Here is a 13147-nt window from a genome sequence, read left to right as displayed (position 1 = left end):
CTGCTCCTCGCCTAGTTTTGTGTCGCTTCTTGGCTGCGCTCGCTGGCACCGTCGTCAAGCGCGGAAAGTTCTTCCCCACTGTAGTCGTCATTAAGACCTGCCAAGTAGAGAAGCCACTCGCGGTCATCGGACTTGATCAACTTCTCCGCCGTCTCCGGCTCCGCGGGCCCCGCCACGCCATACGACGGACAATCCGCCGCCAAGAAACACGCCCCACACGCCGCCCGGCGCGAATGACACACCCTGCGCCCATGGAAAATCAGGCGGTGCGAAAACCACGTCCACTCCTGCCGCGGCAGAATCTCCATAATTTCATGTTCCACGCGCACCGGATCTTCCTGCTCGGTGAGCCCCATCCGCCGCACCAGGCGCCCAAAGTGCGTATCAACAGTCAAACCCGGCACCCCGAAAGCATTTCCGAGCACTACATTCGCCGTTTTCCGGCCCACGCCGGGCAGCTTCACCAGTTCCTCCAACGTGCCCGGCACCTCGCCGCCATGTTTTTCCATCACACCCTGCGCGAAGCCGATAATGCTCGCCGCCTTGTTCCGATAAAAGCCGGTCGGCCGGACGATTTCCTCTACTTCCTCCTGGTTCGCAACCGCCAACTCCGCCGGGCTGGGATAGCGCGCAAACAGCGCCGGCGTGGTCATATTCACCCGCACATCCGTGCACTGCGCCGACAGAATCGTCGCCACCGCGAGCTCATAGGGATTACGAAAGTCCAGCTCACAGTGCGCATTTGGGTACGCCACCGCTAGCGTGCGGTTAATCCTGCGCGCCCGCCGCACCATCCCCAGCCGCGTCTCGGTGCCCCGCGCCGCCGGATGCGCGCCCACGGCCCTGCGCTTTTTCGACGTCAGCGAGCCCTGCGGGTGGGTTGGTTGGGGCTTGCTTATCGACGATGCCTGGTTGCTGGTTGTCATGGTCGTATCTTATCTAGTCCCCCGGATTGCTCTTTTCGAACAGGCATCGGCGGCGTGTGCTGTGGCCTGTGCTGCGGCGTGTGTTACGGAATATGCGAAAACGACACACGTGCGAACACTGTTACCAGAAATAGATTTAGAAATGTACAGTTCAGCGGCTTTTTACCAAATATGTTCACGCAGGCCTGCACTTTTTTGATACAGTGGTCTTAATCACATCTTGGTGATGTCGTGACGTACTCGTGGTGTGCGCGATGCGTTTTCGGGCCTTTTTGGTGCTGACATATTTGATGTCGGTGTTATACCAGAACGGGCCCGTCGCTGAACGTGCCAGAAATCGGGGGTTGGCGGCGTTGCCGGGAAAGACCAACTGTAGTGGGATGGGGCAGCTTTTCACTCTAATATGTCCCACCGCCGTTTTCGTCTGAGTGTCAACAGGACGGTTGCTAGCAAGTACGGTGGCCAGCGACCAGAGACAGGAGAATTTTACCGTGGATGACGTTAAGGAGATTCTCTCCCGCGCCGGTGTTTTTCAGGGAGTGGATCAGGAAGCCGTGCAGGCATTGCTCGGCGAGCTTGAGACGGTTCGCTTCCCTCGTGGAACCACCATCTTCAATGAGGGCGAGCCGGGTGACCGGCTCTACATCATTATTGATGGCAAGGTGAAGCTGGCACGTCGCTCTGCCGACGGTCGTGAGAACCTGTTGACCATTATGGGCCCGTCCGACATGTTCGGTGAGCTCTCCATCTTCGATCCGGGTCCGCGTACCTCTTCGGCCGTCTGTGTTACCGAGGTCTCCGCAGCCTCCATGAGTGCAGATCAGCTGCAGGAATGGGTCTCCTCTCACCCAGATGTTCCGGCTCAGCTGCTGCGTATGCTGGCTCGTCGCCTGCGTCGCACCAACAACTCGCTGGCGGACCTCATCTTCACCGATGTCCCAGGTCGCGTGGCTAAGTCCCTTCTCCAGCTGGCCAACCGCTTCGGTGTTCAGGAAGGTGCCGCGCTCCGCGTGAACCACGACCTAACCCAGGAAGAGATTGCACAGCTGGTCGGTGCCTCCCGCGAGACCGTTAATAAGGCACTCGCCGAGTTCGCCCACCGCGGCTGGATTCGCCTAGAGGGCAAGTCGGTGCTCATCTCGGATACTGAGCGCCTGGCCCGCCGCGCGCGTTAGCTAGTGGCGCTTGTGACTAGTCGCATGCGCTAGCTGCGCTGCCACTATCGCAAGGCCATAGGAGCACGCAAAGGCTCACGTAAGCCCGCACAAACTCTTACATCCCGCATCCCGCAGCCTCCTATCCTGCCCCGGGTTCCCGATTTCCCGAGGCCCATGAGGCTCGCGGGATTTTTGGTGTCTCCTGTGGTGCTCGTGACTGGGGGTGCTCAGATGCATAGGAGCTGTTGCACTTATACATGAGTTCTCGGGTTTCACATTGGCATCACATGACGTGAGGCCCAGCGCACAGTTGTGAACGCAGGCCGAAATTGCACCGTGGATTGTGCATTGTGCATCACGGAGCACGGAGCACGGAGCCACACCACGTATGGCTCCAAAGCAACCTATGGCGCCAAAGTAACGTTTGGTCACGTATACGGAGCCATATGTTCATTTTCGAGCCATAGGCCATATTTGAGCCATAAGTCGCAGGCTTAACCCCACCTAACCGACGGCACAACCAACAGCACACCCCGCCCAAGCAAAACAAAAAGCGCGCAACCCGTAAAACTGCAGGTCACGCGCTCTTTTTATGCGACTCGAACCAAAAGCTCAAAGCCCACGCCCAAACTCAAAGCCCACGCTCAAGCAACAAGCAACAAGCAATTACTCCCCGTGATCGCGCAGGTAGCGCAGCGTCACGCGAGTGGACTGCTCAGCCGCGTGGCGGAGCACCGGATCCACATCGGTGTAAATCTCATCCACAATCTGGTCGACCGTAGCCTCTTCGCCCAGCTTGGCCACGGCATCCTTCACCTGCTGCAGGCGCAGCTTGCGGCGCTCAATGTACTTCTGCGTCATCACAGTGATGTCCGGCAGGTCTGCGCCGTGGCCCGGCAGCAGACGGACACCCTTACCGCGAGAATCCAGCATCCGCAGCGTGTCCATGTACTGACCCAGATCACCGTCAGTCTCGGAGATCATGGTGGTGTGGCGACCAGCAATCGTGTCACCAGTGACGATGCCTTCAACATCATCCTCGCCATCACCAGTGTGAATGAAGTAGCAGACAGAATCAGCGGTATGGCCAGGAGTTGCCACGACCTCAATCTGCGGAGTTATTCCGTCGAGGACGATACGTTCGCCGTCGACAAGCGGATCTTGCCCACCCGCACAGTACTGACTTTCCATCTCGCGAATTGGCGCGCCGGTGAGCTGGCGGAAACGTGCGGCGCCGTCAGCGTGATCCTCATGACGGTGCGTCAGCAGAATCAGCGCAACGTCGCCGGCGTAGCGCTGGAGGACGTTCAAGTGCCCCTCGTCCTCCGGGCCCGGATCGATAACAACGCTGCGACTATCCCCCTCAGCCTTAATAATGTAGGAGTTCGTGCCCTCCAGCGAAGAGTAGCTGGGGTTCGGGCACAGAACGACGCCCACAGACTGAGAAATCTGACGCAGTTGGCTATACGCAGGATGCTCCATGCCAACTAGTCTACGTGCTTACGCAAACCTTGGATTGGGGCGCGCTACGGAAGGCAGCACATTTGGGTGTACGCATGCTTTACGACGGCCCGGAGAATGCCACATTTGCGCTGCCAGCAGTAGCAATTGGGGGCTAGTCAGCCACCTCGACAATGATTTCAACTTCCACTGGCGCGTCCAGCGGAAGCTGGTTGACTCCCACGGCAGAGCGGGCGTGCTGGCCGCGCTTGCCGAAGATGTCGCCGAAGAGCTCGGAGGCGCCGTTGATAACGCCCGGCTGCCCAGTAAAGCCGGCGGCGGAGTTGACGAAGCCTACGACCTTCACGATGCGGGTGATGTTGTCGAGTCCGACCTCAGCATCGACGGCGGCCAGCGCGTTGAGAGCACAGGTGCGTGCGGCTTCCTTGGCCTCCTCAGCGCTGACCTCTGCGCCGACGTGGCCGACGTGGGTGAGCTCGCCGTCGACAAACGGCAGCTGACCCGAGGTGAAAACGAGATTGCCAGTGCGGGTTGCGGGCACGTAGGCGGCAACCGGTGCGGCAACGCCTGGGAGGGTAAGTCCCAGTGCTTCCAGAGCCTGGGACGGGGTGCGGGATTCAGAGTTGCTCATTTAAATCAGCCTTCAGTCAGCTCTTAGTCAGCCTTCGGGCGCTTGAAGTACGCGACGTGGTTTTCACCGGTCGGGCCGGGCATAACTGTGACCAGTTCCCAGCCCTCCTCGCCGAAGTTGTCCAGGATGGCCTTGGTGTTGTGAATGAGCAGCGGTGCGGTGAAGTATTCCCATTTAGTAGTCATGGAACACACTCTATCGGCTACTTGGCCAGCTTTGCCTCGCGCGAGGCAGCGTACTGCTTTGCGTAGAAGTCAGCCCAGGAGGTGATTTCCGGGTGCTCGCGCAGCATGGCACGACGCTGACGCTCGGTCAGGCCACCCCAGACGCCGAACTCGACGCGGTTATCCAGTGCGTCGGCACGGCACTGCAGAACCACCGGGCAGTGACGGCAAATAACTGCGGCTTCGCGCTGAGCTGCGCCGCGGACAAACAGCTTATCTGGGTCAATATCGCGGCACTTCGCACGCGGTACCCACTCCTGCCGATCGCGGAAGCTCTCCACACCAAGCTCAAACTCTGGTGCGAGGGCAGTGCGGTTGCGATCTGGAATCGTGGCGGTCATTGTAGCCTCCTCGTGCCTGCGATTTCGTTATTCCTAAATAATTTCAACTAAATAGTGCTGAAATTTTGTTGTAAGTCTATTCACAGTGTTCACCCAATGTCGATTGCGTCACATCGAGAGGGTGTACGCGTCACACTTTTAATTACGATTTCGCTGGTCGCACCACTTTCACCCTAAAAAATACGGGGGTGATTTGCATCACTATCGACTCTTTTTTAGGCAAAGCGCCACACGATTGTGCTTCTGCTTCTATGGAACTGTCGCTCGTGCACCACCGAGCCTCAACCAGGCGCTGTCTCTCTGCAAGACTCCGCGATCCTCACCGCGATAAATTCGAAAATCCGCTTCGGTCCAATCCGCCCTACCTTGTAGTGTGAATGCTGTGAATAAAGGTTCGACGCTGTTCAAGCTCTCCGTTGCCACCGTGTTGGCTGCGCTGATAGTGGCCAGCGCCCTATTTCCTATGGTGGGCGGCTCGGCTTACCTTGTCGCGCGCACAGCCGATGAGTTCGCGGCTGCATCGCGTTCGGTTATTACCAAGGATGCGCCGGAGGTCACCACTATTACGGATCGCAATGATCAGCCAATTGCGTGGCTCTATGATCAGCGGCGAATCAACGTGCCCTCGGATCGCATTGCACCGACTATGAAAATGGCGCTGGTCAGTGTGGAAGATCGCCGTTTTTATGAGCACTCTGGTGTGGACTGGAAGGGCACCGTGCGTGCAGCGGTGAAGAACTTCATGTCGCAGTCGGTGCAGGAGGGTGCGTCGACGATTGAGCAGCAGCTGATTAAGAACCACACGCTGTTGGTGGACGCGGAGTCGGAGGCAGAGCGCCGCGCGGCCACGGCGACGGATTATGGCCGTAAGGTTCGTGAGATTCGCATTGCCCGCGATCTCGAGGATGAGCTGTCGAAGGATGAAATTCTGACCAAGTACCTCAACTTGGTTCCTTTCGGCAATGGCGCGTTCGGCGTGGAAGCTGCAGCTCAGACGTATTTCGGCATCCCTGCTGCCGACTTGAATATTCCACAGGCCGCACTGCTAGCAGGTATGGTGCAGCAGACATCAGGGCTCGATCCGTACACAAATCCGCAGGGCGCTCGCGCCCGGCGTGACGACGTAATTGCGGCCATGGTCTCCACGGGAGCAATTACTGAGCAGGAGGCTCGGGACGCGCAGGCTACTGATCTCGGTGTCCTGCCGGAGCCGCAGCGCCTTCCACAGGGTTGCATCACTGCGGGGGACCGCGGTTTCTTCTGTGATTATGTGGTCGCCTACCTGCAGGATCACGGTATTGAGCCGGAGAAGCTGAAGCGCGGTGGCTTCCATGTGAAGACCACGCTGGATCCAAGGGTCCAGGACAGCGTCCAGGCTTCCTTGCGCAAGCAGGCATCGCCGAAGGCGGATGGTGCTGCTGAGGTTATGAGTTTGATTGAGCCTGGGGAGGACTCCAGGAGGCTGCTGGCCATGGCGTCGTCACGCGTATATGGCCTCGATGCGGATGAAATGCAGACGGTGCAGCCGCAGCCGTTTACGCCGGTCGGCAATGGTGCAGGGTCTATTTTTAAGATTTTCGCGGCCACGTCGGCGGTGGAAAAGGGTCTCGGTATTGATACGCAGTTCCCGGTGCCTCGCAGGTATGAGGCCTCTGGGCTGGGTACTGGCGGTGCGGCGGGTTGTCCGCCGGAGCTGTACTGCGTGGAAAATACGGGCAGTTTCCCGCCGTCGATGTCGCTGCGGCAGACGCTGGCGCAGTCGCCTAATACGCCGTTTATCCAGATTTCAGAGCTGGTCGGGGTGGAGGACGTGGTGGACATGTCCGTGCGCCTGGGCATGCGTTCGTATGAGCATCCGGGCAGCTTCGACGGTGAGTCCTCGGTGAGGGATTATGTCTCGCAGCACAAGTTGGGCTCGTTCGTGCTGGGGCCGACTTCGGTCAATAACCTGGAGCTTTCCAATGTTGCGGCGACTCTGGCCAGCAATGGTCGTTGGTGTGAGCCCTCTCCGATTGAGTCGATAACGGATGCCAAGGGCAATGAGGTCAAGCTGGATGTTCCGCCGTGTGAGCAGGCGGTGGAGCCGGGCGTGGCACATGCGATTGCCAATGCGCTGAGTAATGACGCCACCGATGGCACGGCTCAGGGCGCGGCAAAGGCCGCCCGGTGGGATGGTCCGGTTGCGGCGAAGACGGGCACGACGGAGTCGAATCAGTCGGCTGCATTCTTGGGATTCACTGGTGGCTTGGCTGGTTCGGTCTACGCCTACAATGACACCCCCACTGTCACGGAGCTGTGTACTTCCCCACTGCGCCAGTGCCCGAACGGCAACCTGTTTGGTGGTCGCGAACCTGCGCAGACGTGGTTTGGCGCGGTCGGCCCGATTATTGAGGACTACGGCGGAAAGCACCTCCCACCGCTAGACCCGGACTACGGCCTGGGCACTTCTATTACTCGTATGCCCAACGTGGTGGGCAAGCAGAAGCCGGAGGCCCGCGACATTTTGGAAAATGCTGGCTACAAGGTGGAGGAACGCACGGTCTCGCAGACCGGCGAGCCACGCGGCATTGTCGTTGGAATGGATCAGCCAGCGCTGCTGCTCAAGGGCGGCACTGTGACTATTAAGGTTGCGGATGGTTCGCGTCGCCCGGCACCGCCGCCACCGTCGCAACCTCGGCCGCGCCCGACTCCGTCGTTCCGCAACCCGGCCCCAGTTCTCCCACCGGCGCCAGATCTGCGGGATTTCATCCCGCTGCTGCCGTTCTAGTGTCGTTCTAGCTGGCGGGCCTGACCAGGGAAATTAGCCCTGCAGAGCAGTCTTAACGGCCTCGGAAAGGCGCTTGCCATCAGCCTGGCCCGCGGCCTTTTCCTTGGCCAGTTTCATAACCTGGCCCATCATCTTCATGTTCGGAGCGTCATCGCCAGCAACCTCGGCTACACATTCTGCGACGAGGTTGTTCAGGGCGTCGTCGTCAAGCTGTTCTGGCTGGTAGCGAGCGAATACCTTAGCCTCGGCGAGCTCCGCGTCGGCGAGTTCCTGGCGGCCGTTTTCGGCGTACATCTCGGCGGACTCGCGACGCTTCTTGACCTCGCGCTCGATTACGCGCAGCACCTCGTCATCGGTGAGCTCGTGCTTGGAGCCGGAGACCTCCTCAGTCTGGATTGCGGCCTTGAGCATGCGCAGCGCCGCGACGGTTTCCTTGTCGCGAGCCTTCATGGCGGCGGTCATATCGGAGACAATTGTTTTCTTCAGTTCACTCATAGCCAATAGATTACCGCTGTAGTTGCTAGTGTCTCTGTCATGAACTCGCGCGCAACTTCCAACAACTTCCTCCGCGGAGCCGCCATCGCCGCTAGCTCCCTCGCAGCACTCGGCTTGACGACGTTCACCTACGCGAATCAGGTGGAATTGCGTGCGTTCAAACTCCACCGCGTTCAACTTCCCGTGCTGGCACCCGGGACGCTGGCTCGGGCGGGAAAGCGCTCCGGTGAGCCATTTCGGATTCTGCACGTCTCCGACTTCCATATGCTGCCAAGCCACAAGCTGAAGCAGCGGTGGGTTGCCAGCCTGGACGCGTTGAATCCGGACCTGGTGATTAATACCGGCGACAATCTTGGCAGCGACAAGGCCGTGCCGAGCGTCCTTGCGGCACTTGGCCCGCTGCTGAACCGTCCGGGTGCCTTTGTGTTTGGTACGAATGACTATTTCGCGCCGCGGCCGGTCAACCCGTTGAAGTATCTGACCGGCAAGAAGCGCAAGCCTTCGCGTGTCGAGCTGCCGTGGCGTGGCATGCGAGCCGCGTTCATTGAACGTGGCTGGCAGGACGCGACCCACGCGCGGCTCGAGTTTGTCGCAGGCGGAGTGCGGGTGGCGCTGGCCGGCGTGGATGACCCTCATCACGAGCTTGATGACTACTCGCAGATCGCCGGCGCCCCCAACCCGGATGCTGACATCGCCATCGGGCTTTCCCATTCCCCGGAGCCGCACGTGTTGGACGCCTTTGCTTCCGATGGCTATGACCTGGTCCTTTCCGGTCACACCCACGGCGGACAGGTGTGCTTGCCCGGGGGCAAGGCCATTGTGACCAACTGCGGTATCGACCGTTCGCGGGCCTCCGGGCTGTCTCGCTGGACAGAGCACACGTGGCTGCATGTCTCCAATGGTTTGGGAACTTCTCCTTACGCGCCGGTGCGACTGTTCTGCCGCCCCTCCGCAACGCTGATTGAGGTCACCGAGCGCGACCTGCACAAACCCTCCCGCTAAACCTCCTGCTAAGCAGGCGTTTTGCATTCTGCAGCACGCTCGGGCTAAAGTAATTCCTCGCAAGCACGGGACTGCACATTGTTTCAGTTTTGTGTCTGTGGCCTCGGGGTATGGCGCAGCTTGGTAGCGCGCTTCGTTCGGGACGAAGAGGCCGTGGGTTCAAATCCCGCTACCCCGACCAAGTAAAACCCTCTCTCACCTGGTTTTATTCAGGTGAGGGAGGGTTTTTTCGTACCCTGCACGCCAAAAGCAACGGTTAACCGAATTCACAGGGGTCAAATTGGCGCAGACTCGCATGCTCCGTGCTGTTTTCACGCTTCACGACGGCCGCCACCTGGGCTTTTAGCGAAACCAAACCTCCAAACATGCGAGCCTAGGTCATTTAGCCAAACCCCACCTGCCCCCGCCTGACACTTTTACCCCAGGTGCCCCAAATTCACGGCTGTTAATCTGTATGGGTACGGAAATTGTAATCAAAATGCGAAAGTAGCCTTCAAGTGACGCACCTGGCATCTCTGGCTTCGGCCAGCTTTTCTTTAGCCAGTTCCTCGTCGGCAAGCGCACCACCAGCCTCACCAGCACCGGCATCGGTGCCGGTACCGCCGGGCCCAATCGAGGCCTTAGGCAATGCGCCCGACGTCATAACGGCACATTCATTAGACACTGACTTAATTACCGCGCAGGCAGAGCACACAACAACGCTCACAGAGCACGCAACCACGCTTGCAGCGCAAGCAACAACCACCACCAACAGCTTCACCCTCCTGTCGGTCCCGCTGCTGGTGGCGATTGCGCTGGCGTTGACACCGCTGTTTGTGAAGCTCCTCGGCAGGCACGCGGGCTGGCCTATCGTGGCGTTCTTCGTCGCTTCGGTGGTTCAGCTCGCGCGCCTTACAGGCGCAGTACTAGACGGCACCACCTTCACCTGGTCCAGGCCCTGGTCTCCGGATCTGGCAGCTGAGTTCGCCTTAAAGCTCGATCCTCTCTCCATGGTGTTTAGCTTCCTGGCGCTGCTGGTGGGCTCGATAGTCTTCATCTACTCCACCGCGTACCTGCCACCGAAAAAATCGGCGATGAGCTTCTACGTCCTCATGACGGCATTCATGCTGGCGGTTCTGCTCCTCGTGCTTGCCGACGACATCATGCTCCTCTTCATCGGGTGGGAGCTGGTCTCCATGGCTTCGTTCCTGCTCATCGCAAGGTCGGGTTCGTCGGGTGAGTTGGGTTCGCTGCGCACGCTGCTGCTGACCTTCACCGGCGGCCTGTTCCTGTTGGCCGCCCTCGGCGGAGCTGTGTGGCTGACGGGTACTACCAACCTCACAGAGCTTCTGGCCTCGCCGGAGTGGGAGGCCAATCCGGGCGCCCGCAGTCTTTTGGCTGCGCTGGTGGCCCTGGGCGCTTTTACAAAGGCTGCCCAGTTCCCGTTCCACGCCTGGCTTCCAGAGGCCATGGCGGCGGCAACTCCCGTGTCGGCTTTCTTGCACGCTGCAGCCGTCGTCAAGGCAGGCGTTTACCTGCTGATGCGCTTTTCCACGGTGTTCGCGGACGTGCGCGTCTGGCAGCTGCTGCTGATTGTCATGGGTATGTGGACGGCTGTTGCGACGGCGTACTTTGCGCTGCAGCAGACTGACCTAAAGAAGCTGATTGCGTACTCGACGGTCTCGCAGCTGGGTTGGATTGTTGCGACGATTGGTGTGGGCACGAAGTTCGCCATTATGGCCGCTGTTGTGCACACGATTGCGCACGCGATGTTTAAGTCCTCGCTGTTCATGATGGCCGGCGTGATTGATCACCAGATGGGTACGCGCGACATTCGTCGCCTGGGCCCACTGTGGAAGCAGATGCCGTGGAGCTTTGGCTCGATGGTGTTTGGTGCGGCATCGATGGCGGCAATTCCGCCGTTCTTTGGCTTTATGTCGAAGGAGGGCATGCTGACCGCGTTCGAGGGCGCGCCATTTACCAATACTGGCGTGGTCATTTTGCTGACCGTGGCGGCGATTGGTGCGATTGGTACGTTCGCGTACTCGGCACGCTTGGTCTTCGGTGCGTTCGTGGATGGCCCGCGCGATGTTGACCACATCACGGAGGCCCCGGTTGCCCTGTGGCTGCCGGCCGCTATCCCCGGCGTGCTCAGCCTCCCGGCGGCCTTCGCTGCCGGTGCGATCCTGAATCGTCCGCTCAACCGCGTGGCCGATACCGTCGGCCAGCTTCCGCCGGGCACTACTCAGGAGGCGCACTTGAGTCTGTGGCACGGTGTGAATGTGCCGCTGATTATCTCGGTAATTGTGCTGGCTGCGGGTGTGGGCTTCATCTTTATCCGCGCTCGCGTCAATGAGTTCTTGACTGGCCGCAAGCTCTTCCCATTCACGGGTGTGGAGGCGATTAATACGTCGCTGAGTATCTCGCAGCGCGCTGGTCGCGGAATGGCAAAGGTGGCGCAGTCGCATCAGCCGTCGCGTCACCTGCTGCCGCTACTTGGTTTGCTTTCGGTATACGCCCTGGTCATCGCTATTGCGCCGGGTGTTGGCGGCGCTCCGGTGCTGCCGAAGATTGACGGCATCGACCATCTGACCGACCTGATTGCCCTAGTCGTGGTCCTCATTGGCGTGTGGGCTACGCTGCGGGCGAAGAACCGTCTGCAGGCAGCCGTGCTGCTCAGCGTCACCGGTGTTGGTGTCACGCTGCAGATTCTGATGTTGGGCGCTCCGGATGTGGCGTTGACGCAGTTCATGGTGGAAATCCTGACTGTTGTGCTGATGATGCTGGTCCTGCGCTTCCAGCCGCGCGCTTTTTCTGAGACCACGAAGAGCCGCCGCGGTTTCGCTGCTGTTATGGCTGTTGCCGTGGGCTTGGCTACGTTTGGCGCGGTGTGGTTCCTCACTGGCCGTCGTCAAATGCCGGAGGTCGCGCAGTGGTACATCGACAACACGGAGAAGGTCACGGGCGAGACCAATATCGTCAACGTGATCCTCGTTGAGTTCCGTGCATTCGATACCATGGGTGAGCTGGCGGTTCTCGGTATGGCGGGTGTCGCGATGGCGGCGGTTGTCACCTCGATGCCGCGCTTCCCGCACCTGCTGGATCAGCCGGGTCCGCTTGCAGAGCCCGCACTGAACTCCATCATGATGCGCTGGCTGGTCCGTTGGCTGGCACCGCTGCTGTTCGTCCTGTCCGCTGTGGTTCTCTACCGCGGTGGCACGGCTCCGGGTGGCGGCTTCAACGCGGCGCTCATCGGTGCCGCTGCAGTGATGATGATCTACCTGTCCAAGGATCGCGATGAGCTGGTCTTCGGCAAGAAGACGCCAGTCGTCCTCAGCGCCGCGGGTGTCATCACGGCCATCACCACGGGCTTTATCGGATACGCCAAGGGGTCCTTCTTGGCACCGCTGTACGGCGAGTTTTTGGGGCAGCACCTCACCACGGCATTGCTTTTCGACGTCGGCGTGTACCTGGCCGTCATCGGCATCGTGGCAACTGCCCTGAATCTCCTGGGTGGGCCAAACCGTCCTGGTGTGACCGGCGCGGATGATGTGATGCGGGAGCACTTCCCGCACCGCTCGAGCCTGCGGGTACCGCCGAAGATGGGTGTGTACACCTCGGATGCTGATGCCACCATTGACGATGCCGTCGTTGCAGAGGAGGCAAAGAAGTGATTATCGCCATCATGGCTGCCGTCCTCGCAGGCGGTGGCACGTACCTAGTGCTTCAGCGCGGCATGCTGCGCACTGTCATTGGCATGACGTTGATTTCCCATGCCGCAAACCTGATCATTCTGTCCACTGGTGTCGGTGCTTGGCGCGGGGAGCCGCTGCTGGGCAATGAGGATGTTCCGGGTGCTGGTGCCAGCGCCATCGAGCAGACCGCTGACCCACTTCCGCAGGCCTTCGTGCTGACAGCCATCGTGATTACCATGGCTGTGACCGCATTCATGCTGGCTCTGGCTGGTTTGGGTCATGATGACGACACCCGTATTCACGAGGACCGCGAGGCTATGCAGCAGCTGTCGACCGCTGGTCGCCGTGCTGGTAAGCACATTCCGGCGGACTCGGACTCCACGGTCACCGGTACTCCAGGTGTGACACCGGCTCCGGATAAGTTCCCGCGCGAATCCTCGATTGGCGGTGACGAGAAATGGTAGAAGCC

The 13147-nt window shown here is 59.9% G+C and carries 11 protein-coding genes and 1 tRNA gene; 6 read left to right on the top strand and 6 right to left on the bottom strand.

The window, feature by feature from the left end:
* Positions 1–11: 11 nt before the first annotated feature.
* Entirely contained in the window at positions 12–926 is a 915-nt protein-coding gene (nth, locus tag Q4E11_RS09545) for an endonuclease III (RefSeq protein ID WP_303165402.1), read from the bottom strand.
* 491 nt (positions 927–1417) lie between these two features.
* Between nth and glxR the strand changes: the two genes are divergently transcribed.
* Positions 1418–2101 carry a CRP-like cAMP-activated global transcriptional regulator GlxR gene (gene glxR / locus Q4E11_RS09540; RefSeq protein ID WP_303165401.1) on the top strand — a complete coding sequence of 228 codons (684 nt, stop codon included), beginning with the start codon at positions 1418–1420 and terminating at the stop codon, positions 2099–2101.
* Positions 2102–2749: 648 nt separating this feature from the next.
* Here glxR and Q4E11_RS09535 read toward each other — a convergent pair.
* The 4 genes from Q4E11_RS09535 to Q4E11_RS09520 all read right to left on the bottom strand — a co-directional run bounded on the left by Q4E11_RS09535 (position 2750) and on the right by Q4E11_RS09520 (position 4740).
* The gene (locus Q4E11_RS09535) at positions 2750–3565 is read right to left on the bottom strand and encodes an MBL fold metallo-hydrolase (RefSeq protein ID WP_303165400.1); all 816 of its coding nucleotides are present in this window, start codon (positions 3563–3565) and stop codon (positions 2750–2752) included.
* Between the two features lie 133 nt (positions 3566–3698).
* Positions 3699–4175 (bottom strand): RidA family protein, encoded by a 477-nt coding sequence (locus tag Q4E11_RS09530; RefSeq protein ID WP_303165399.1) that lies wholly within the window; start codon positions 4173–4175, stop codon positions 3699–3701.
* 23 nt (positions 4176–4198) lie between these two features.
* Positions 4199–4360 carry a hypothetical protein gene (locus Q4E11_RS09525; protein ID WP_303165398.1) on the bottom strand — a complete coding sequence of 54 codons (162 nt, stop codon included), beginning with the start codon at positions 4358–4360 and terminating at the stop codon, positions 4199–4201.
* Between the two features lie 17 nt (positions 4361–4377).
* A complete protein-coding gene (locus Q4E11_RS09520; protein WP_303165397.1) occupies positions 4378–4740 on the bottom strand; it encodes a WhiB family transcriptional regulator in 363 nt (120 codons plus the stop codon).
* 382 nt (positions 4741–5122) lie between these two features.
* On the opposite strand from Q4E11_RS09520, the gene Q4E11_RS09515 reads away from it, so the two are divergent.
* Positions 5123–7507, top strand: coding sequence for a transglycosylase domain-containing protein (locus tag Q4E11_RS09515; RefSeq protein ID WP_303165396.1), 2385 nt, complete (start codon positions 5123–5125; stop codon positions 7505–7507).
* A 33-nt stretch (positions 7508–7540) separates the two neighbouring features.
* Here Q4E11_RS09515 and Q4E11_RS09510 read toward each other — a convergent pair whose 3' ends face one another.
* Positions 7541–8002, bottom strand: coding sequence for a GatB/YqeY domain-containing protein (locus tag Q4E11_RS09510; protein ID WP_303165395.1), 462 nt, complete (start codon positions 8000–8002; stop codon positions 7541–7543).
* Positions 8003–8041: 39 nt separating this feature from the next.
* Between Q4E11_RS09510 and Q4E11_RS09505 the strand changes: the two genes are divergently transcribed.
* The 4 genes from Q4E11_RS09505 to Q4E11_RS09490 all read left to right on the top strand — a co-directional run bounded on the left by Q4E11_RS09505 (position 8042) and on the right by Q4E11_RS09490 (position 13142).
* Positions 8042–9004, top strand: coding sequence for a metallophosphoesterase (locus Q4E11_RS09505; RefSeq protein WP_303165394.1), 963 nt, complete (start codon positions 8042–8044; stop codon positions 9002–9004).
* Between the two features lie 104 nt (positions 9005–9108).
* Positions 9109–9185, top strand: a tRNA-Pro gene (locus tag Q4E11_RS09500).
* Positions 9186–9501: 316 nt separating this feature from the next.
* Complete coding sequence (locus tag Q4E11_RS09495; protein ID WP_303165393.1) at positions 9502–12657, top strand: DUF4040 family protein; 3156 nt, start codon at positions 9502–9504, stop codon at positions 12655–12657.
* Complete coding sequence (locus Q4E11_RS09490; RefSeq protein ID WP_303165392.1) at positions 12654–13142, top strand: sodium:proton antiporter; 489 nt, start codon at positions 12654–12656, stop codon at positions 13140–13142. Before Q4E11_RS09495 ends, Q4E11_RS09490 begins: the two co-directional genes overlap by 4 nt.
* Positions 13143–13147: the final 5 nt, after the last annotated feature.

The sequence above is a fragment of the Corynebacterium sp. genome, assembly GCF_030532195.1.
Classification (GTDB): domain Bacteria; phylum Actinomycetota; class Actinomycetes; order Mycobacteriales; family Mycobacteriaceae; genus Corynebacterium.
This window is presented reverse-complemented; position numbering and strand designations above follow the sequence as displayed.